Source organism: Haematobacter massiliensis, assembly GCF_000740795.1.
In the GTDB taxonomy this organism is placed as follows: Bacteria; Pseudomonadota; Alphaproteobacteria; order Rhodobacterales; family Rhodobacteraceae; genus Haematobacter; species Haematobacter massiliensis.
Genome location: NZ_JGYG01000007.1, coordinates 50,560 through 70,349 on the forward strand (window position 1 = coordinate 50,560; position 19,790 = coordinate 70,349).

Consider the following 19,790-nt stretch of genomic DNA (forward strand, 5'->3'; position numbering starts at 1 on the left):
ACCGAGTTGAGGGGCGCGACACCGGTCCGCGAAGCCTCCGCATGTCGAGGGCAGGGTGGGCGGCGAGGCTGGCTAAAACTCTGCCCGCGATGCTGCCCGACGAAGATCGCGGGCAAAGACCCGGGGTCGAAACCCCTGTGGATCAGGTCCGTAGATCCGGCGATCCAGCCCGGCGAGCAAAGACCTTATCTCTGGCGATGTTCGGCCATCCAGATATGCCCCCGCTGCGCGACGAAGCGCGAGAGGATCGTCGGATCGGGCGGCACGCCCGAGCGCCAGCCGCGGAAAGGGTGACCAGCGCCGCCGAAGCCGCTTCCAGCCTGCGCGCCCAACGGCGGGAGCGCTTCGCCACAGCATCAACCCCGTTCCGGCACCGATCCCCGCCACGATCGCGGCGCCGGAAAGTGCGTCCTCCCACATCCCGAACCGCCCTGTCGCCGCGCGATTGGCAGTGAAACTCGCATAACCTATGGAAAGGGGCGGAATTTCCACAGTCTCTATCCGGCGGCTCCTGCTATCGAAATAGGGGATCGTGACAGGTTCGATGACCCCCGGCTCCCCGGTTTCCGGGCGGAACTGCCATGTCCAGACCACCTCCGCCATCGGCCCCTCCGCGGTGAGGGTCAGCTTCCGCTCCACCGGCGCCGCGAAGGTGATGAGCCAGTTCTCCGAGACCACCGGCCGGGGTGGCAACATCTCCGGCAGCGCGCCCTCCGCCGTCAGGATGATGCGCCGCGTGACCGTTTCGCCATCCGCCAGATGGGCGGGATCGGTGGAGAGTTCCTGGCGGAGTGTCAGCCGCTCTGCCGCCAGCTTCCAGCCCCGCTCCGCCGGGAATGGGCCTACGGGGATTTCCACCGGTTGGGCCTTCACCTCCCGCGGTTGGCGCTGGCTCGCTTCGTCGATGATGGTGAGATGGTGCAGCACCGGGCCGAAATGCAGCACGCCCGAGCGCCGGGGAAAAAGCGCCAGGTGTCGTTCCATGACCTGCCAGGGCAGCCCGTCGATCATCTCCTGTCGCCAACTGTCTGGGGCAATCTGGATCCAGTCGAAACCGTCGCTGGGGGCGATCTCCAGCTTTTCGTTTGCCACCTTGCGGTCATAGACGGCGCGGATGGTGACGGGAAGCATTTCCCCGACGATCAGATCCTGATGTCTCGGCTCGGGCCGGATGGTGAGCGTAAGGCTTTCCGCGCCCGCGGGCGAGGCGAGCAGTGCGAGGGAGAGAAACAGCCATCTCACCATGGGTCGCCCTCCTGCGGTGCTGTCAATCCCATCGACAGGCGGCGGTCGTTCTCGGCGGCAAGCCGGAGCCGCAGGAACGCGCCGGGATCGTCGGGAACTGTCGCCAGCCATTCCCGATCGGCGACCCGTCTGCCCGCGTCCAGCGGACGCCCGAGCCGCCTTACATCGTCAAGCGGTGTTCCGCCCGTTGCGGCGATGGCGACGACGGCGATCCGCCCCGCTTCGTTTCCCTCGCCCCTCAGGGGCGGTATCAGCGCATTCACGATGTCGCGGTTCTCCCGCGCTGCGCTGTCGGCGGGGTTTGCGAACAATACCGCATCGAAATAGGCGCGCGACAGCGGGTAATTCCCTGTCGCGGCGAGAGAAAGGCCACGGTTGTAGGTGGAGGACCGGCCTGCCCGGGCGAAGGCCGCGTCCGCCTCGGCAAAGGATCCTGCCTGATAGAGGGCGACGCCCGATACGGCGGGATCATCCAGAAGGGACGAAGCCAGCCGCGGCTGCCCGGCCATGAGCAACAGGCGTCCCCCCGCCTCCCGCCCGGCCATGAGCAGCGCCGCGACGCCTGCAACGGCGAGCAGGGACGCTATGCGGGCCGGGGTCATGTGCGCCTCCGGTAAAGTGGCAGAGCAAGCACCATGGCCAGCCCTACGCACCATGGCCCGAGGTCGCGAAAGACCCGTGTCGCCTCACCGCTTTTCGCGAGGCGGGCCGTCCGCGCGGCGGCGATTTCTGCGAGGAGGGGTCGGGGTGTCGCTGCCGGAAATTCCCGCCCGCCGCCCGCCGCCGCAAGCTGCACGAGCGCGCCCCGATCGGGTGTAGGCGCTCCGTCCGCCGCACGGTTGAGCGAGAGGGCCCAGACACGCGCCCCCTCGGCCTGAAGCCTCCGTGTCTCTGCGAGCGCTGGCGGGCCGATACCGCCGCCATCGGAGATGAGGATGAGGTCCGCGCCAGCCATGCCAGGACCATCCTTTCCGGCCACGAGGTTTCGGCTCTCCGCGAGCGCGATGTCGGGACGGCTGCCGGTGACCGGCATGGTATCGGCTGCCAATACCGCGATGATGCTCTGAAGACTGGCCGCGTCGCTTGTCGGGGCGGAGGCGACATAAGCATCCGCGGCATAGACCATGATGCCTACCGGCCGACCTTCGGATTGATTGAGCAGGAATGCCGCAGCTGCCTGAAGGTCGGGAAGAGACGGGCCCGCCGCCACGGAAGGGGAAAGGTCGAGCAGCAGCAGCATCGGATCGAGCGCGCGGTACTCGACACCTCCCGGCCGTAGAACCGCGGGCCCCGCAAGACCGAGGATGAGACTGCCCGCGATGAGAAGGGGCAGCAGCGCCGCGCTGTCGGGGCGGGCCGGCAGGATCTGCTCCAGCGCCAGCAACTCGCGCCGGATGGCGGGGTCGATGAGCTTGGTCCACGGGCTACGTCGCTGCTGCGCGCGGAGCCAGAGCGCCAGCGCGGCAAGCGGCAGCAGGGCGAGAAGCCAGACCGGACGCAGCAACACCAGACCCGCACCAAGAGCGAAGGGCGTCATGCGGCTTGCCCCGGGCGGCGGGTGAAGAGACCGGTTGCCTCCGCCACCGCCGCGCTCACTGCCAGCAACAGGGCGAGCGCGGCCGGCCAGACCCACAGCGCTTGGGCCATTATCACCGGCGGACGTGTCGAGGGGTTCGGCTCAAGCCTGTCCAGATCGGCGGCCATCTGCACGAGGTCCGCCATATCGCGCACCCGCCAGGAGCGACCGCCACTCGCCTCCGCAATGTCACGGAGCGCGGCGATATCGACGGCATCCCGGGCGGCCGGCCGCGTCTCCAGATCCTCCGGGCCGAGGGCAATGGTGTGGACCCGGACCCCCATCGTCGCTGCGAGCCGCCCCACGTCGCGTGCGTCCAGCCGGTCGGAGGTATCGCGCCCGTCCGAGAGCAGCACGATCACCCGGGATGTCGCGGGCTCCGCCGTCACGCGTTTCAATGCCAGTCCCAACCCGTCTGCGATGGCGGTCGAACGCCCCGTTATTCCGATCTCGGCAGCGTCTATGGCACGCACGACCGCAGGAAGGTCGTATGTGAGCGGCGCGGCGACATAGGCCTGATCGGCAAAGATCACCAGGCCGATCCTGTCGCCCTCCCGCTCGGAAACAAAGCGGCTCGCCACCCGCTTGACAGCGGCGAGCCTGCTGGCGGTCTGTCCGTCAAGAGTGAAATCCGGGGTTTCCATGCTGCCCGACAGATCGAGTGCAAGCATGATGTCCCTCCCCGTCGCCGTCCTGTCGGGCATCGGCCGCAACCACTCCGGCCCTGCAAGGGCGAGTGTCAGGCACAGCCACAGGGCGAGCCTTAGGGGCAGGGACCCATCCCGGAAAGATGCGTCCGCCACCGGCATCCCGGCTGCCGCGATGGCCTCGGGAAGGCGCAGCGCCTCCGTCCGGTTCTCGCGGGGCGGCAAAAGATGGAACAGGATCACGGGAAGCGGCAGAAGAAGAAAAGCGAAGGGGTGAGCAAACTGGAGATTACCCATTCCGCCGCCCCCCCCAGGCATCCGCGACCAGCCGCTCCAAATCCGCCGCATCGTAGGATGCCCCCAGATAAAGCGCGTCGTGATAGCTGTCTGGCAGGGCCACGCCGCGTTCGGCCAACAGCCGCGCTGCGGCAACCAGCCTGTCGGAGGCGGGGAGCCCGCGCAGCTCGCCGAGCGCATCGACGGCACGTCGGGGCGCCGGGCGCCGCCGGAACAAGGGTGCCAGGATAAAGATCAGCACCGCCGCGATGAGCAGTCCGATACCGAAAGCCGCAAGGATGTCTGTCATCCCGGTGCGTACGAACTCGGCAGGCAGCCGGGGCGGATTGAGCGTTTGGACAAGTTCCCCGTTCATCCAGAGCCCTCCATGCCCGGGCCGATGCGCTCTGCGGCTATACCGGGGCGATGCAGGGCTTCCACGCGCGCTGCCGTCACCGCGGGAAGGCCAGAGAACCCGCGGCGGATAACATGTTTCTCATCTTCCGCGACCGGCAGCGGGCCATCGGCGGGCGCGCGCTCGAAAACATCTTCGATGAGCAGGAAGCGTAAGGGGCCACGGGTGGAAATGGCGGCAAGGGTTTCTTGCCACCCGGAACCGGGCAGGTCGAGACCCGTGGCGACCACCAGGCCCGCCCCCCGCGGCGCGAAGCGTGCGGCGCGGCGCAGCTCGACGTCGAGCGGGCGCGTGGGCAGATGCGCCATCACCGCTTCCCGGGCGGCGGCATGGGCGCGCGTGAGGCAGCCTGCGACACGGGCCATTCCCCGTGCGCCCGGGGCTGGGCGCTCTCCGAAAATCCCGGCATCCGTAATTGCGGCAACACCGATGGAGCCGCGCTCGGCCGCTTCCCGCCAACCTTCCATCGCCAGACGCTCCGCCCCCAGGACCGAGCGGAATCGCCCACGCGTGGCCCAGAGCATCGGGCGGCGAAAGTCTGCGATGAGCAACAGCGTCCGCTCCCGCTCTTCATGGAAGGTACGGACCTGCGGCACTCCGGTTCGCGCGGTCGCGGCAGCGTCCAGATGTCTCGGGTCATCGCCATCGGCGAAGGGGCGTATCTCGCGAAGCGCCTGTCCGCTGCCGCGTTGACGGACCGGCGTGAGGCCGGGGCGCTCTGCCAGCCGCTCCTCTCTGCCGCGCTGCAGGGCGAGCGGAGCGAGGGCGAGCAGGCGGCTTGCCGTCACCTCTCCCACCCCCCCGCTTGACTCACCAGGGCCTGACATGATCGATGAGCCGCCGTACCAGATCGCGCGGACCCAGCCCCTCTGACGTAGCGCGCCAGCTCGGGACGAGGCGGTGCGCCAGCACATCCGGCGCCAGCAGTTCCACATCCTCGGGCAGCCCGTGATCCCGCCCGAGCAGGCCGGCGCGCGCCCGGGTGCAGGCGGCGAGCGCCAGCGTTCCACGGGGAGAGACGGCATGTTCGATCAGCCCGGCAAGCGGCCCGCCCTCCGTCTCCCGCGTGGCGATGACGAGCCGGACGATGTAATCCTTGAGAGCGGGGGCCAGCAGAACGCCGTTGGCCGCGCGGGCTGCGGTATGGAGGGTATCCGCGCCGAGCCGCGACGGTGCGCGATGGGTTGGCAGGCGCAGTTCCCCCTCCACCAGATCGAGGATACGCCGCTCCGCCTCCGCGCCTGGCAGGACCAGATCGACATGCAGCAGGAAGCGGTCGAGCTGCGCCTCCGGCAGGGGAAAGGTACCCTCGTGCTCGATGGAGTTCTGCGTGGCGACCACCATGAACGGATCAGGAAGGGCGCGCGTCGTCCCTCCCGCCGTCACCTGTCGTTCGGCCATCGCCTCCAGCAGCGCCGACTGCACCTTGGGAGGCGCGCGGTTGATTTCATCGACGAGCACAAGCTCATGAAACAAAGGTCCGGGCAGGAAGTCGAACCGCCCCGTATCGGGGCGGAACACCTGGGTGCCCGTCATGTCGGAGGGCATAAGGTCGGGGGTGCACTGAATACGCGCAAAGCTGCCCGCCAGCCCTTCCGCCAACCGCTTAACCGCGCGCGTCTTCGCAAGCCCGGGCGGCCCTTCGATGAGCACGTGGCCGCCTGCCACCAGGGCGATCATCAACCGCTCGACCAGATGCTCGTGGCCGATCAGACCTTCGACCATTTCCTGGCCAAGTGAGGCCACCGGGGCAAACGCCGCGGTCAATCCAGTGTCCTGTATCGTCACGCCGCTCCTCCCCAAGATCGAACGTGTCGGGCCACAGTGACAGAGCGGACGCCCCGGCGCCACTCCTCATAGCTCCTACTTAAGAATGGTATAAGAACACGGAGGAGAGGCCGCAGGACGGATCACCACGCCCGTTTTGCAGTGGTGCGACGGCCTTGCTGCGGTGGTGGCCGTGATCGGTGCTGCGGTGGAGCCGCTCTAGTTCGCTCCCCCTCTCCTGCTCTCCGGATTCGCGCGACGGCGGCTGGTAAGCCTCGCCGTGGCGTCGTCGCAAGGTCGAATGCGCGGCCGGAACGGCTGGGTCAATCCGTCGCCTTTCCCGGTCGTGGACGTGGCGGAAGATATGACTGCCGCTCGCATACCAACGGCAGAAACCGGGCTTCCGGCGGATCGCATTCCTCGCGGGCCGGGCATGGTCCGTTGCGGGCGTGGATCAGAGATCCACGCTTTTGCGGTATGTGGATCAGAGATCGACAGGCCGGGGCAGGATCGGTGCACTGACATCTGCGGGGATCGGACTGGAGTAGGGCGCCTTGTCGATCCGGGCCTTGTGATCCGCCTGGGCGCGCGCGAGCTTGGTGGGGTCGGTAAGAAGGTCGACACCGGTCCCTGCCATGACCTTCGCCGCGTAGATAAGGCCCTTATGTGCCGCCCCCGCCTTGCCCTGCGCTGTGATCTGCCAGGAGTGGCCAGGTGATCCGATGGCATGGGTGGCCACGCGCGCCTGGACCGTCGGCACGACCCAAGAGACATCGCCCACGTCCGTGGAACCGATCATCGGCTCACCCACAGCCTCCAGCGGGACGATGAAATCGCAAAGCGGCGTGTCCTCCCGGAGCGGGACTCCGGCGCGGCGATAGTCTTTCTCTATCGCCGCGTCGCCCACCGTGGCCTGAATGCTGCGGGCATAGGCGCGGTCTGCCTCGTCGAAGGGCACGGGCCCGAGGCGCTGCATATTGGCGAACATGATTTCCTCCATCGGCGTATTGCCGAGAAGGTTGGATACAGCGGAAAGCACGCGGCTGGTGACACGCGTCTCCGTCATCAGCGCGGCTCCTTCGGCAACGTTCCGGACGCGTGGATTGAGGGCGGCCATCCCCTGAACATCACGGGACCGGATGGCATAACGCACGGTCGCCTTTGCCTGCACCACGTTGGGGGCGATCCCGCCTGCGTCGATGACGGCATAGTGGATGCGCGTGCCTTCGGGGACGTGTTCCCGCATGTAGTTGACGCCGACATTCATCAGCTCCACCGCATCGAGCGCAGATCGACCGAGGTCGGGAGCGGCAGCGGCATGGGAGGCGCGCCCATGAAAGGTGAAGTCGATGCGCGTATTGGCGAGGCTTTTCGCGTCGTCCACCCGCGTAATCGAGGCAGGATGCCAGGTGATCGCCGCATCCACATCTGCGAAAAGACCATCCCGCACCATGAAAGCCTTGGCGGCGCCGCCTTCCTCCGCGGGGCAGCCGTAGTAGCGCACACGTCCGGGCAGCCCGGTCTGCTCCAGATAGCTCTTCATCGCGGAAGCGGCCAGAAGCGCCGCCGATCCCAGCATGTTGTGCCCGCAGCCATGTCCATAGCCGGTGCCTGCGAGCGGTCGGTGCTCTGCGGCCCCCGCTTCCTGCGACAGGCCAGGGAGCGCGTCATACTCCCCCAGAAACGCGATGACCGGCCCGCCACTCCCCGCCTCGCCGATCAGGGCTGTGGGGATCCCGGCGGGGGCGTCGGTGATGCGGAAGCCCTCCGCCTCCAGCATGGAGCGATGCTCGGCGACGGAGCGGAATTCTCCATAGGCCAGTTCCGGCATCTCCCAGATGCGGTCGCTGAGCGCGGTGTAGTCCTCACGGCGCGCGTCGATCAGGTTCCAGATCAGGTCGGTGTTCTGCATGGCTTCTCTCTGTCGGTCTGTCGGTCTGTCGGTTTCGTCCAGCGTCAGTTCTGGTCGTTCAGATGGCAGGCGGAAAACCTGCCGGGCGCTACCGGCTTCAGGAGGGGTCGTTCCACCTTGCATCGCGCCATGGCATGCGGACAGCGGGGGTGGAAATGGCAGCCGGACGGCGGATTGAGCGGCGAGGGGATTTCCCCCTTGATCGTCGAATAGCTCCGTCGCTTTGCTTCGAATGTCGGAATTTCGGAAATAAGCGCCTGCGTATAGGGATGGTTCGGACGGGCAAACAGATCCTGCGCATCGCCGAGTTCGATCATCCGGCCAAGATACATCACGGCGATCCGGTCGGAGATATGTTCGACAACGCCAAGATCGTGGCTGATGAACATGTAGGTGAGGTCCAGCTCCTCCCGCAGCTTCATGAACAGATTGAGAATCTGCGCCTGAATGGACACGTCCAGCGCTGCAACGGACTCGTCACAGACGATGAAGTCCGGCTGCACGGCGAGTGCGCGGGCGATGCCGATCCGCGCCCGCTGCCCGCCAGAGAACTGATGCGGATAGCGCCGCTTGGTCGTCGGGTCGAGACCCACGCGCTCCAACATCGTGTCGACATAGTCCTCCGCCTCCGACCGCGAGACGAGGCCGTGGACGCGGGGGGCCTCGCCAACCAGATTTTCCACGCGAAGACGGGGATTCAGCGACGCCATGGGATCCTGAAAGACAAGCTGGATCTTCAGGGCTGCCTCCCGTGCCTCCTTGCCCTTCAGGCTGGCCACATCGCGGCCACGGAATCGGATCTCGCCTTCGCTTGGCGGCAGCAGCCCGGCCACCATTCTCCCCAAAGTGGATTTGCCGCAGCCAGACTCGCCGACCAATCCGAGAACCTCGCCGGGCTGCACGGCAAGATCCACGCCATCGACCGCGTGGACAGTGGGCGCATGGATGGGCGCCCCCAGCCGTTTCGCGGTGCGTTCGGCAAAATCGAGGTCGCGGGTGAAGCGCTTGGAGACGCTGGCAATTTCGAGAACGGGTGCGGATGTCACGGGATCAGCCCCTCCGATTGGAGATGGGGGTGGAAGCAGCGCACCTTGCGACCCGCGTCAACTTCGCGGAGCGAAGGTTCCGCAAGGCAAGCGGCATCGGCGCGTGGGCAGCGGGGGCGGAAACGGCAGCCTTCGGGCAGGTTCATGAGCGAGGGCGTCATCCCGCGGATCTGCCGCAGCTCAGAGCGGTGCGGCTTGCCATGCGGCACGGAGTCGATCAGTCCACGGGTGTAGGGATGAACCGGACAGGTGATGACATCCGAGGTCTCACCTTCCTCGACGATGCGCCCCGCATACATCACCACCAGCCGGTCGGCGAGACCGGAGACCACGGCCAGGTCATGGGTGATCCAGATGAGCGCCGTGCCCGTCTCCCGGCAGAGCTTCTGCACTTCGGCAAGGATCTGCGCCTGTATCGTGACATCGAGCGCGGTCGTCGGCTCGTCGGCGATGATGATGTCGGGCTTGTGCAGAAGGGCGATGGCGATGGCCACCCTCTGCCGCATCCCCCCGGAGAACTGGTGTGGATAGCTTTTCAGCCGCTCATCGGGCGCCGAGATCCCCACCTGTACCAAGGCCGCGCGCGCGCGTTCCAGCGCCTCCGCGCGAGAGACCTTGTCATGCGCAAGCACCGTCTCCACCATCTGCGTGTCGATCCGCAGAACCGGGTTCAGCGTCATCATCGGATCCTGAAAGATCATCGCGATGCGCTTGCCGCGAAGGCCTTGCAGGCGTTTTTCGTCCATCTGGGCAAGATCGTCGCCATTCAGCAGGACCTGTCCGCCGACGACCCGCCCCGGTGGATCGACAAGGCCAAGGAGGGAAAACCCGGTGACGGACTTGCCGGAGCCGGACTCGCCCACCAGCCCGAGTATCTCTCCTCGGTTCAAGGTGAAGCTGACCCCGTCCACCGCCTTGGCAACGCCGTCGCGTGTCATGAAGTGGGTCTTCAGGTCGCGAACATCGAGAAGTGCGGTCATTTCTGCAGCCTCGGGTTCAGCACGTCGCGGAGCCTGTCCCCGACGAGATTGATGGAGACGATGGTGATGAGCAGGGCGACCCCCGGAAACACGCTCACCCAGTAGCGGCCCGAAAGCAGGTAGTCGTAACCGTTGGAGATCAGCAGGCCGAGCGACGGCTCCGTGATCGGCACGCCGACACCCAGGAAGGAAAGCGTGGCCTCCAGTGCGATGGCCTGTGCGATCTGGACAGTCGCTACCACGATAAGCGGTGGCAGGCAGTTCGGCAGCAGGTGGCGGAACATGATCCTGCGGTGCGAGAGCGCAAGGCAACGTGCGGCGTCGATATAGTCCTTCCGCCGCTCCACGATGGCCGACGAACGGACCGTCCGGGCATAGTAGGCCCACTGCACGATGATCAGGGCGAGGATGACCTTGTCCACCCCCCGCCCGAACAGCGCGAGCAGTATCAGCGCCACAAGGATGGAGGGAAAGGAGAGCTGCAGATCGACGATGCGCATGATGAACGTGTCCACCCGCCCGCCGAAATAGGCCGCCGCCGTGCCTGCAATCACGCCGATCACGATGGCACAGCCGAGGGAAACCAGGGCGACGACCAGCGAAATCCGCAACCCATAAAGAATGGCGGAGAGCATGTCGCGCCCCTGCGGATCAGTGCCCAGCCAATAGGTCATGCCGGAGAAGCTGGTTTCGCCGGGTGCGAGGCCCCCGTCCATGATGTCAAGCTGCGCTAGATCATAGGGGTTCTGCGGGGCGATCCAGGGTGCGACAACGGCCAGCAGCACGACGACCGCGAAGACCAGAAACCCGATGAGCGCCAGCCGATCTTCCGCAAAACCCTTCAGGATACGCCACAGCGGGGACTGCATCCGCGGTTTGCTTGGTGCGGGGGCCGCGGTTTGAGCCGTGTCGGTCATGCCTTCACCTCCGACAGCCGGACGCGGGGATCGAGCACGGTATAGAGCACGTCCACCACGAGGTTGATGGTAACGATGATGACCACGGTCAGCATCAGATAGGCGACGATCACCGGACGATCGAGCAGGTTGATGGAGTCGATCAGCAGCTTGCCCATGCCCGGCCATGCGAACACGGTCTCGGTGACGATCGCGAATGCGACCATCGAGCCGAGTTCCAGCCCCAGCACGGTGACGAGCGGGATCATGATGTTCTTGAGAACATGCACCGTGACGATGCGGTTGCGCGACAGCCCCTTTGCGCGGGCGAACTTGATGTAGTCCTGCAGGCTGACCTCCCGGGTGTTGGCGCGGGCAAGGCGTATGACCAGCGCCATCTTGAACAGCGCAAGGTTCATCGCCGGGAGCAGCAGATAGAGCCAGCCCTGAGGCGTGAGGAAGCTCACCGGCACGCCCAGCACCGAAACGGTCGGCCCGCGGCCACCTGCGGGCAGCCAGCCGAGGTAAACCGCGAAGATGAGGATCAGGATCATCCCCTGCCAGAAATTGGGCAGCGAGAATCCAAGGATCGAACCGGCCATCACGGAGCGCCCCCCGATGCTCTCGGGCTTCAGCCCCGCATAGATGCCGAGCGGAATCCCAAGCAGGACAGAGATGAAGAGCGCCACAAAGGCCAGCTCGAACGTCGCCGGCATCCGCTCCAGAATGATCTGCAGTGCGGGACGGCCATAGACGAAGGAGGTACCCAGATCGCCCCTGAGCGCATTGCCCGCGAAGGTGAGGAACTGCTGCCAGAGCGGCTGGTCAAGGCCCAGACGCGCGATGGTGGCCTGGATCTCCGCCTGAGTGGCGTCCGGGCTGATGAGGATGTCGACGGGGTTGCCGATGGCATAGACGCCGAGAAAGACGAGGATGGCCATCACGACGACGGCGAGAATGCTCTGGCCGATGCGGCGCAGCAGATAGACGATCATGGGGGGAACTCTGGCGTTCGGGCAAGGCGTCGGGCCGGATTGGCCCGACGCGTCACGCGGTCGTCAGTCGGTGGCCTGCGTCACGGTGTGCGCAAGCGTGTACTGATCGACGCGCGGCTCATAGTTCACCTTGGGCGACATCGCCCAGGCCGAGCGCTCGTAGTGAAGCGGCAGAATGCCATGCTCGTTCAGAACGATGGTCTCTGCCTGCTGGAGCAGGTTGGAGCGTTCATCGTCGTCGATCGTGACCATCGCCTTTTCAAGCAGGGCATCCATCTCGGGGTTGGAGTAGCGCCCGGCGTTGGTCACGCCCAGTCCCGCATCGGGGTTGTATGTGGCGACCAGCGATTTCAGCGGAGAGGACATCTCGCCCGATGCCGCGCCCCATCCCGCCAGGAAGGCCGGATAGTCGAGTGCATTCCGGCGGGAGAAGAACTGGCTCGCCGTCGTTGCGTCAACCTTGGTGCGGATGCCGATCCGGGTCAGCATCTGCGCCACTGCCTGGGCGACCTGCTCGTCGTTGATATACCGGTCGTTCGGTGTCCCGAGCGTCAGTTCGAAGCCGTCAGGGTAGCCGGCCTCCGACATCAGCTGCTTGGCCTTCTCGGGGTCGTAACCATCGGCCGGACGACCGGAGGTGCCGAACATCGGGGGCGGCAGAAGCTCACCCGCGGGGGTGGCGTAGCCGCTCATGATCCGGTCGACGATTGCTTCGCGGTTGATGGCGAGGGACATAGCCTGCCGCACACGGGGGTCTTCCAGCGGGTTCTTGCCGTCGGTTCCCGCGATACCCTTGTGCGCACCATCCTGAAACAGCGCGATATAGATCACGCGGTTGGAAAGTGCATCGACCACGTTGAAACCCGCATTCTTTATGCGCGGCAGATCTTGCACCGGCGGGGCTTCGATCAGGTCGACGTCACCCGCCAGAAGAGCTGCGACGCGCGGCCCGGCGCTGCTGATCGGGCGGAGCGTGATCGTCTCCCATTCGGACTTGTCGCCCCAGTAATCCTCCGCCCGCGTCAGCACGATCTGCGACCCGCGCGTGAATTCCTTGAGCTTGTAGGGACCGGTGCCCACCACGAGCGCCGGGGAGTTGAAGGCTGCCTGCTGCGGCACCTCTCCCATTCCCTCACAACCGCCCTTCTTGAAGGCGAAATCGTCCGTGGCGCCGCTGGCGTCCGCCGACATGATCGCCCAGGTCGAGCTTTCCACGGGCAGGAGCGGGTTGGGGCCGTCCGTGCGGATGATGACGGTGTGATCATCCTCCGCCTCCATGCCCGCCACGGATTTCGTGTAGATGGAGAAGGAGGAGGGCGAGTTTTCCACCATCGGGATCCGGCAGACGCTGTAGATCACGTCACGCGCGGTAAAGGGGGTGCCGTTGTGGAAGGTGACATCGTCACGCAGACGGAACCGCCAGGTCGTCTCGTCCAGCGCCTCCCATTCGGTGGCGAGCTTGGGTTGCAGAGCCTGCAACGCATCCTGATCGATCAGCGATTCAAAGATGCTCAGCCGCACCTGCGTATTCGTGGCGAGGTTGTGGAACTGCGGATCCATCGATGTCGGCTCGGATGCGAGACCGATGCGAAGGTTCTGCGCCGAGACCGCCGAAACGAGCGCGGTGGACGAAAAGAGCGTGGCTAAGGCGAGGGTTCGCCAGGTCGCTTGCATGGTAATCACCCTGTTAGTGGTCGTTTTGTCTGTTTCTTGGTGAAGCAGCATTGCCCAGGCAAAAGCCGGACCATGCCCCTTGGCGTTCAGCCTAGTATGAGTTATGGAAATATCCAAGTCCATAAATCATGCAAAATGGTTATAGGTTAGCGGATGAGCGCGTCGGATGATGAACGTGGGGGGGAGCGCCGGTTCAACCTCACCCTTCGGGAACTGGAAGTGCTCCGCGCTCTGGTGGAGGCGGGGACCGCGACGACGGCTGCCCGCAGACTGGGCCTTACCCAACCCGCGATCAGCCGAGCTCTGGCCCAGCTCGAGGAGGCGTTGGGACGGACCCTCTTCGACCGGTCCGGGGGCAGGCTCGTGCCGACGACCGACTGTCTCATCATAAACGAGGAGCTGGGACCGATCTTTGCCGCATTGGAACGTATTTCCCGCCCGGAGGCGCCGCGGCAAAAGGGTCGCGGGCATGCGGGGCGGATGGTGGTTGCGGCTCCTCCGACCATCGCGCACCGCTTCCTGCCCTCCCGCGTTGCCCGTTTCATCAAGATGAACCCGGATCTGGAGGTGACGTTCGAGGTCGTCGCCTCTGACGCGCTCATCACCGGAGTGGCAGAGGGGCGCTATGAAGTCGCGCTTACGGATACGGTGCCGTCACACCCGGCTGTCCGAACAGAGGTCGTGTTGGCGAGCGAGGCGGTTTGTGCGCTGCCGTCCCGCCACCGGCTGGCGGCGAAGGACGTCATCGAACCGGCCGATCTGATAGGAGAGCCTTTCGTTGCGCTGACCCGCCGCCATTCGGGCCGCATCGCCATCGACAGGGTGCTGGAGCGGGCGGGCGTCACGCCCAGCATTGTCGTGGAGACCGCGACAGCCGTCTCTGCCGCCGAATTCGTCGCGGAGGGGCTGGGGATTGCGCTGCTGAACCCCTTTCCGATCGCCCACCGCCTCTCCCCTGGGGTGGTGATCCGGCCTTTCACACCCGCGGTGTCCTATCGCACCTCGTTTCTCACGCCAGCCAGTCAGCCGATCAGCCCTGCCGCCGCCGATTTCATTGAAATGGTGCATACCGAGCTCGTCGATCGCTTCAGCCCTGGCGCGCTCACCCAAAGGAGATGACCATGTCCACCCCGACCAGTGCGGAGGTTCTGTCCCGTCTTGTCGCCTTCGACACGACGAGCTGTAACTCGAACCTGCCGCTGATCGACTATGTCGCGGATTATCTTGCGGCGCTCGGCATCGAGAGCCACCGCATCTTCGACGCGACCGGCCAGAAAGCGAACCTCTGGGCGACGATCGGGCCCGCGGACGTGCCGGGAACGATCCTCTCCGGCCATACCGATACCGTGCCCGTCACGGGGCAGGAGTGGACAAGCGACCCCTTTACCCTCACGCCGCGCGGGGGGAACCTTTACGCGCGCGGCACCTGTGACATGAAGGGGTTTCTGGCTTGCGCGCTGGCGGCGGTACCCAAGATGCTTGCAGCCCCGCTCGCCCGGCCGATCCATCTTGCCTTTTCCTATGATGAGGAGGTGGGATGCATCGGTGTGATCGGGCTGATCGACTGGCTGTCAGTGCAGCGTGTGAAGCCCGATTTCTGCGTGGTGGGAGAGCCGACGATGATGTCGCTCGTGGTCGGCCATAAGGCAAAGCGTTCCATGCGGATCACCATCCGCGGCCGGTCCTGCCATTCATCGCTCGCCCCTGATGGGGTGAATGCGGTGGAATACGGCGCCCTGATCGTCGCGAAGATGAAGGAGATCGCCGGGCGGCTCGCCGCGTCCGGCAGGCAGGACCCGGCCTACGACGTGCCCCATTCCACCGCGCATGTCGGCATGTTCAATGGGGGAACGGCTCTGAATATCGTGCCGGATGAAGCCGTTATCCTCGGTGAATTCCGCGTGCTGCCGGGCGAAGACCCGGATGCGCTCGTCGCAGAGCTCAGTGATTATATCGGCGTACTGGATGCGGAGATGAAGGCCCTCGCGCCGGAGACAGGGATTGAGCTGGATGTCTATGCCGCCTTCCCGGGTCTTGCCACCCCGGCAGAGTCGGTGGCGACGGCGCGCGGTCTGTCGCTTGCCGCGGCCAATGGAACGTCCAGCGTCGCCTATGGCACGGAGGGCGGGCGCTTTTCCGAGACGCTGGGCGTGCCGACGATCATCTGCGGGCCGGGTTCCATCGGCGATGCACACAAGCCCGACGAATACATCAGTGAAGCGCAGCTTCAGCTTTGCGACCGGTTCATGGAGCGGCTGATCGACTGGAGCCGGGCGAAGCAGGCGGCCTGACCTAACATGCGGCAAGGATGCGGGCGAGAAGGTCGTGGAGATCGCTCCTGTGCCCGGTCCGTGCAGAAGGGGCGCTATCATCCGACGTCATCACGACGGTCATCTCCCGCTCCGGCACGACATAGACCATCTGGCCGCCATAGCCCCAGCCATAACGAACATCCTCCCCGCCAATGCGGCGGAGGAACCAGCCGTAGCCATAACCATCGCCGTTGAAGCGTGAGCGTGCGCGCGGCGTCCAGGATTCGGCGATCCAGCGGGCAGGGAGCAGGCGGTCGCCCGCCGCGGTCACACCATCCCGCCGATAGAGCTCGCCGAAGGACAGCAGCGAACGTGGTGTCATCGCCATCTGGTTGCCGCCGAGGTAGATGCCCTGCGGATCACGGTCCCAACCGGTAATGGCAAAGCCTTCGAGCGGCCCGAACCAGTCCCGCGCGAGGGACAGGCTCGACCGTCCGCCCGCCCGCGTGAGGATGGCGGACAGCAGATGGGTGGAGCCTGTGGAGTAGAGCATCCCTTCCCCCGGCCGCGCTTCGAACGGCATGGCGAGCGCCGAGCGGACCCAGTTGCTGCTGGACACCCAGCGACCATAGTTCGGCCCTGATGTCCGCCCCAACCCTGCCTGCATGGAAAGGAGATGCCCGATGGTGATCTCCTCCATCAGGGGATCAGGGTCGCGTGGAAGATCGGCGCGGAGAAGGGGCGCGACCCGCTGGTCAACGCCCTCCAGAAGCCCGCGCTCGATCGCCATCCCGACCATGGCGGAGATTACCGATTTTGATGCCGATTTGATATTCTTTGGCCGGTCGGGCGAATGGCCGCGATATCCCCGCGCTGCGATGACCGTCCCACCTCGTGCTACGAGCAGGGTTTCGAGCGGCTGAAGGTTCTCTGCCTCTTCCACCAATGGCTCAAGGGCGACGCAAGCCTGAGCTGCGAGGGGGAACAGGGGTGTCGCGGCGGCGAGACCAAGGAAAAGGCGGCGATCCATCCGCTCCCATTTAAACTGTTGCGGCGCCGCGTCCCGGACATTCACCCCGAAGTGATGCGTCAATCGCCGCCTGTGGGCACCGTGCGGGCGATGTCGCGAGCGATTTCCTCCAGCGTTTCCAGCCCCGGTGCGTCATGCGTCTGACGCCGCGTGGTGCCCACCGCTCCGGCAAGATAGCGTGCTCTCACAGGCAGCAGAACCATCTCTCTCCGGTCGAGTTCTTCCGCGATGACACCGCGGGAGATGAACCACAAGGCATCGGACCTCCGGCAAACGGCGCGCCCGATGGCGAGGGAGACGGTTTCCAATGCTGGCCGCAGATTGGGCAGCCCAAGCGACGCCAGATAATCGTCCACCGGTCGCCGGATGATCGCTGTGACGGGCGGCAGGATGAGCGGTGATCGCGCCAGTGCTTCGGCGGGCGGAAGGTGGAGCAGGGGATGATCGTGCCGTGCGGCCAGGACGATATCCTCTTCATACAGATGCTCGAAGCTCAGCCCGGCCATGTCACGCGCCTCCGGTAGCCGGCCGATCATCAGGTCGATACCGCCCTCCCGCAGCTGCCGCATCAGATGGAAATGCGGACCCGTCTCCACCGCCAACACCATCTCCGGTCGGATCTCGCGAAAGCGGAGCGCGACGCGGGGGAAGAACCAGCTTGCCACCGTCGGAAGAACTCCGACCCGCAACGTGCCCCCTGCGCGCGGCCGAAGAGCGGCAGCGCCCGCCTCCAGCGATTGGAGGGACGCCGTCGCATGCCGACGAAACAGGGCGCCCCCCTCCGTCAGCACGAGCCGCCGCCCCTGACGCAGAAACAGCGGCTGCCCAAGAAGCGTCTCCAGTTCGGCCAACGTCCGTGACAGAGCGGGTTGGGTGATGCCCTGCCGCCGCGCGACGGCCGAAAGGTTCCCCTCGCTCGCAATATCCAGGAAGGTCCGGATGTGTCGGAGCTTTACCGCCGGATGTATGCTCTCTGAGTTATCCATGCGCGCAGTTTTTGCATTATCCCTCGGTTTTCTATTGTGGCAGATTATGGGAATGTGGAGGAGATCATGCAAGTTCTGACGCGTCCCTTCGGGCGATGGGCTGCTGCGCGGACGGTGCGGCTTCCAGGCCGACTGTGGTTTCTGCCAATTCGCTTATCTGCAAGCCAAGGGCATCAGGGAAACAGCACGTCGGGCAGGGCTGCCCAAGTGTCGATATGCGCGGGAGAAGGACACGACATCTCCCGGTCTCCTCGCAGGCACTGGGGTGCCGGAGCACGGCCTCCCATGAAGGTCGCGAGAGAATATAATACGTAGCATATAGATGTGCTTACGAAGATGTATTGATGCTGTTTGCGAAAAGGACATGCCAGTGACGGATATTGTTGAGCAGGGGATGGCGACCCGCCGCCGCGTTCTTGGCGATGCGCATGTGGATCGGGCGGAGGCCGCCAAGAGCCCGCTGGATCAGCCGTTTCAGGAACTCATCACCGATGCCGCATGGGGCCGGGTCTGGTCGCGCGACACGATCTCGCTCCGCGAGCGGTCGATGCTGACGATCGCGCTCCTCGCCGGGCTGGGGAACGACCATGAGCTTGCCATGCATATCCGTGCCACCGCCAATACCGGCGCGAGCCGGGAGGACGTGATGGAGGCGCTTCTGCACGTGGCGATCTATGCCGGTGTGCCGCGCGCCAATCACGCCATCAAGATAGCCAAGGAGACATTCGCAGAGATGGAGGCAGCGCGATGACCCTCAGCAATACCATTGACCGCGGACCGCTTTATTTCCGGGATCGTGACTGGCATCCGCCAGCCTATACACCGGGCTACAAGACCTCGATGACCCGTGCGCCGTTCCGGCCCCTGGTCGCCCTGGGCTCCACCCTTTCGGAGGAGACGGGACCGGCGTTCGGGCAATCCATGCTGGGCGATCTGGACAACAACCTGATCCTCAACTTTACGGGCGATCCGGCGATCGGCGAGCGGATCATCGTCCACGGCAAGGTTATGGATGAGAACGGACGCGGTGTGCCGAGCGTTCTGGTGGAGATCTGGCAGGCCAACGCGGGCGGTCGCTACCGCCACAAGAAGGACAGCTACGCCGCGCCGCTCGACCCGAACTTCGGCGGGTGCGGGCGCACGATCACGCGTCCCGATGGCTCCTACGAATTCCTGACGGTGCGTCCGGGGGCCTATCCCTGGCCCAACCGGGTCAATGACTGGCGCCCCATGCATATCCACCTGTCGATCTTTGGGTCGGGCTTTGGCCAGCGGCTTATTACGCAGATGTATTTCGAGGGCGATCCGCTGATCCAGCGGTGTCCCATCGTGAAAACCATCGGCCAGCAGAAGGCAATCGACGTGCTGGTTGCGCCGCTTGACATGAACCGCGCGATCCCGATGGATTGCCTTGCCTACAAGTTCGATGTCGTGCTTCGCGGCCGCCGTCAGAGCTTCTTCGAAAACCGGAAGGAGGGCCTGTGATGCAGGAACTCGACTATCTGAAGGAAACGACCTCTCAGACCGCTGGGCCCTATGTTCATATCGGACTTACACCGAACAAACTCGGCATTCCCGGCATCTATCCGGTTGATCTCGGGGAAAGCCCGATCAGCGACGGCGCAAAGGGCGAACAGATCACCATCACCGGCACCGTGCGGGATGGGGCGGGGATGATCCTGCGCGATGCGCTCATCGAAAGCTGGCAGGCGGATGCCTCGGGTATCTACCCCGGCAATGATCCGCGTGGTGCTGCGGATCCCAATGTCTCCGGCTGGGCGCGGATCATCGCGGATTTCGACAGCGGTGAGTGGACGCTGAAGACCATCAAGCCGGGTCGCGTTCCCTTCCCGGATGGCCGGCTGATGGCACCGCACATCGCGCTCTGGGTGGTGGCGCGCGGGATCAACCTGGGCCTGCAGACCCGCATCTACTTTGAGGGAGAGGACAATGACTCCTGCCCGGTGCTCCAGCGGATCGAGTTCCGGGAGCGGGTGAACACCCTTATCGCCAGGAAGACCGGTGAGGGCGAGTACCGCTTCGACATCATCCTGCAAGGCGAGAACGAGACCGTCTTCTTCGACATGTGAGGT

At 65.3% G+C, this 19,790-nt stretch carries 20 protein-coding genes; 5 read left to right on the top strand and 15 right to left on the bottom strand.

The genetic code is table 11. The annotated features are described in order from the left end of the window. Positions 1–72: 72 nt before the first annotated feature. The 13 genes from CN97_RS11355 to CN97_RS11415 form a co-directional block, all read right to left on the bottom strand. Positions 73–1,245 (bottom strand): BatD family protein, encoded by a 1,173-nt coding sequence (locus tag CN97_RS11355; RefSeq protein WP_035711446.1) that lies wholly within the window; start codon positions 1,243–1,245, stop codon positions 73–75. Further along, on the bottom strand, positions 1,239–1,847 hold the full coding sequence (locus tag CN97_RS11360; protein WP_035711449.1) for a hypothetical protein: 609 nt from the start codon (positions 1,845–1,847) through the stop codon (positions 1,239–1,241). The genes CN97_RS11355 and CN97_RS11360 overlap by 7 nt, the downstream gene beginning before the upstream one ends. Beyond that, a complete protein-coding gene (locus CN97_RS11365) occupies positions 1,844–2,782 on the bottom strand; it encodes a vWA domain-containing protein (protein WP_035711450.1) in 939 nt (312 codons plus the stop codon). Before CN97_RS11365 ends, CN97_RS11360 begins: the two co-directional genes overlap by 4 nt. Further along, a complete protein-coding gene (locus CN97_RS11370; RefSeq protein ID WP_035711452.1) occupies positions 2,779–3,765 on the bottom strand; it encodes a VWA domain-containing protein in 987 nt (328 codons plus the stop codon). The genes CN97_RS11365 and CN97_RS11370 overlap by 4 nt, the downstream gene beginning before the upstream one ends. After that, on the bottom strand, positions 3,758–4,120 hold the full coding sequence (locus tag CN97_RS11375) for a hypothetical protein (protein WP_051911179.1): 363 nt from the start codon (positions 4,118–4,120) through the stop codon (positions 3,758–3,760). The genes CN97_RS11370 and CN97_RS11375 overlap by 8 nt, the downstream gene beginning before the upstream one ends. Continuing rightward, a complete protein-coding gene (locus CN97_RS11380) occupies positions 4,117–4,947 on the bottom strand; it encodes a DUF58 domain-containing protein (protein ID WP_242685282.1) in 831 nt (276 codons plus the stop codon). Before CN97_RS11380 ends, CN97_RS11375 begins: the two co-directional genes overlap by 4 nt. Before the next feature lie 22 nt (positions 4,948–4,969). After that, complete coding sequence (locus tag CN97_RS11385) at positions 4,970–5,884, bottom strand: AAA family ATPase (RefSeq protein WP_051911209.1); 915 nt, start codon at positions 5,882–5,884, stop codon at positions 4,970–4,972. A gap of 526 nt (positions 5,885–6,410) precedes the next feature. Beyond that, entirely contained in the window at positions 6,411–7,838 is a 1,428-nt protein-coding gene (locus CN97_RS11390; RefSeq protein WP_035711460.1) for a M20 family metallopeptidase, read from the bottom strand. Between the two features lie 44 nt (positions 7,839–7,882). Beyond that, positions 7,883–8,884, bottom strand: a complete 1,002-nt coding sequence (locus CN97_RS11395; RefSeq protein WP_051911180.1) for an ABC transporter ATP-binding protein — start codon at positions 8,882–8,884, stop codon at positions 7,883–7,885. Next, positions 8,881–9,864: an ABC transporter ATP-binding protein gene (locus CN97_RS11400; RefSeq protein WP_035711462.1), complete on the bottom strand. Its 984-nt coding sequence runs from the start codon at positions 9,862–9,864 to the stop codon at positions 8,881–8,883. Before CN97_RS11400 ends, CN97_RS11395 begins: the two co-directional genes overlap by 4 nt. Next, positions 9,861–10,733 carry an ABC transporter permease gene (locus CN97_RS11405; RefSeq protein ID WP_248700089.1) on the bottom strand — a complete coding sequence of 291 codons (873 nt, stop codon included), beginning with the start codon at positions 10,731–10,733 and terminating at the stop codon, positions 9,861–9,863. The genes CN97_RS11400 and CN97_RS11405 overlap by 4 nt, the downstream gene beginning before the upstream one ends. Before the next feature lie 44 nt (positions 10,734–10,777). Continuing rightward, positions 10,778–11,755 carry an ABC transporter permease gene (locus CN97_RS11410; RefSeq protein WP_035711465.1) on the bottom strand — a complete coding sequence of 326 codons (978 nt, stop codon included), beginning with the start codon at positions 11,753–11,755 and terminating at the stop codon, positions 10,778–10,780. Positions 11,756–11,818: 63 nt separating this feature from the next. Further along, the gene (locus CN97_RS11415) at positions 11,819–13,429 is read right to left on the bottom strand and encodes an ABC transporter substrate-binding protein (protein WP_035711466.1); all 1,611 of its coding nucleotides are present in this window, start codon (positions 13,427–13,429) and stop codon (positions 11,819–11,821) included. A 153-nt stretch (positions 13,430–13,582) separates the two neighbouring features. On the opposite strand from CN97_RS11415, the gene CN97_RS11420 reads away from it, so the two are divergent. Both CN97_RS11420 and argE read left to right on the top strand, forming a co-directional pair. After that, positions 13,583–14,548: a LysR substrate-binding domain-containing protein gene (locus tag CN97_RS11420; protein WP_051911181.1), complete on the top strand. Its 966-nt coding sequence runs from the start codon at positions 13,583–13,585 to the stop codon at positions 14,546–14,548. Between the two features lie 2 nt (positions 14,549–14,550). Then, positions 14,551–15,720 (top strand): acetylornithine deacetylase, encoded by a 1,170-nt coding sequence (gene argE, locus CN97_RS11425; protein ID WP_035711467.1) that lies wholly within the window; start codon positions 14,551–14,553, stop codon positions 15,718–15,720. A 1-nt stretch (position 15,721) separates the two neighbouring features. Here the strand turns inward: argE and CN97_RS11430 are convergent, their stop codons facing one another. Both CN97_RS11430 and CN97_RS11435 read right to left on the bottom strand, forming a co-directional pair. Continuing rightward, entirely contained in the window at positions 15,722–16,711 is a 990-nt protein-coding gene (locus tag CN97_RS11430; protein ID WP_035711469.1) for a serine hydrolase domain-containing protein, read from the bottom strand. A gap of 59 nt (positions 16,712–16,770) precedes the next feature. Next, a complete protein-coding gene (locus CN97_RS11435) occupies positions 16,771–17,697 on the bottom strand; it encodes a LysR substrate-binding domain-containing protein (protein ID WP_051911182.1) in 927 nt (308 codons plus the stop codon). Positions 17,698–18,061: 364 nt separating this feature from the next. Here CN97_RS11435 and pcaC point away from each other — a divergent pair, with 364 nt between their 5' ends. From pcaC to pcaG, 3 genes are read left to right on the top strand one after another with little or no spacing between them, the layout of a single operon-like run. Beyond that, entirely contained in the window at positions 18,062–18,448 is a 387-nt protein-coding gene (gene pcaC / locus CN97_RS11440; RefSeq protein WP_035711471.1) for a 4-carboxymuconolactone decarboxylase, read from the top strand. After that, a complete protein-coding gene (pcaH, locus tag CN97_RS11445; RefSeq protein WP_035711473.1) occupies positions 18,445–19,182 on the top strand; it encodes a protocatechuate 3,4-dioxygenase subunit beta in 738 nt (245 codons plus the stop codon). Before pcaC ends, pcaH begins: the two co-directional genes overlap by 4 nt. Beyond that, positions 19,182–19,787, top strand: a complete 606-nt coding sequence (gene pcaG, locus CN97_RS11450; protein WP_035711474.1) for a protocatechuate 3,4-dioxygenase subunit alpha — start codon at positions 19,182–19,184, stop codon at positions 19,785–19,787. The genes pcaH and pcaG overlap by 1 nt, the downstream gene beginning before the upstream one ends. Positions 19,788–19,790: the final 3 nt, after the last annotated feature.

Coding starts and splice junctions, on each gene's coding strand:
- CN97_RS11355 (WP_035711446.1), bottom strand. CDS start 1,245: ATGGTGAGATGGCTGTTTCTCTCCCTCGCACTGCTCGCCTCGCCCGCG.
- CN97_RS11360 (WP_035711449.1), bottom strand. CDS start 1,847: ATGACCCCGGCCCGCATAGCGTCCCTGCTCGCCGTTGCAGGCGTCGCG.
- CN97_RS11365 (WP_035711450.1), bottom strand. CDS start 2,782: ATGACGCCCTTCGCTCTTGGTGCGGGTCTGGTGTTGCTGCGTCCGGTC.
- CN97_RS11370 (WP_035711452.1), bottom strand. CDS start 3,765: ATGGGTAATCTCCAGTTTGCTCACCCCTTCGCTTTTCTTCTTCTGCCG.
- CN97_RS11375 (WP_051911179.1), bottom strand. CDS start 4,120: ATGAACGGGGAACTTGTCCAAACGCTCAATCCGCCCCGGCTGCCTGCC.
- CN97_RS11385 (WP_051911209.1), bottom strand. CDS start 5,884: ATGGTCGAAGGTCTGATCGGCCACGAGCATCTGGTCGAGCGGTTGATG.
- CN97_RS11390 (WP_035711460.1), bottom strand. CDS start 7,838: ATGCAGAACACCGACCTGATCTGGAACCTGATCGACGCGCGCCGTGAG.
- CN97_RS11400 (WP_035711462.1), bottom strand. CDS start 9,864: ATGACCGCACTTCTCGATGTTCGCGACCTGAAGACCCACTTCATGACA.
- CN97_RS11405 (WP_248700089.1), bottom strand. CDS start 10,733: ATGCAGTCCCCGCTGTGGCGTATCCTGAAGGGTTTTGCGGAAGATCGG.
- CN97_RS11410 (WP_035711465.1), bottom strand. CDS start 11,755: ATGATCGTCTATCTGCTGCGCCGCATCGGCCAGAGCATTCTCGCCGTC.
- CN97_RS11415 (WP_035711466.1), bottom strand. CDS start 13,429: ATGCAAGCGACCTGGCGAACCCTCGCCTTAGCCACGCTCTTTTCGTCC.
- CN97_RS11420 (WP_051911181.1), top strand. CDS start 13,583: ATGAGCGCGTCGGATGATGAACGTGGGGGGGAGCGCCGGTTCAACCTC.
- argE (WP_035711467.1), top strand. CDS start 14,551: ATGTCCACCCCGACCAGTGCGGAGGTTCTGTCCCGTCTTGTCGCCTTC.
- CN97_RS11430 (WP_035711469.1), bottom strand. CDS start 16,711: ATGGATCGCCGCCTTTTCCTTGGTCTCGCCGCCGCGACACCCCTGTTC.
- CN97_RS11435 (WP_051911182.1), bottom strand. CDS start 17,697: ATGGATAACTCAGAGAGCATACATCCGGCGGTAAAGCTCCGACACATC.
- pcaC (WP_035711471.1), top strand. CDS start 18,062: ATGCCAGTGACGGATATTGTTGAGCAGGGGATGGCGACCCGCCGCCGC.
- pcaH (WP_035711473.1), top strand. CDS start 18,445: ATGACCCTCAGCAATACCATTGACCGCGGACCGCTTTATTTCCGGGAT.
- pcaG (WP_035711474.1), top strand. CDS start 19,182: ATGCAGGAACTCGACTATCTGAAGGAAACGACCTCTCAGACCGCTGGG.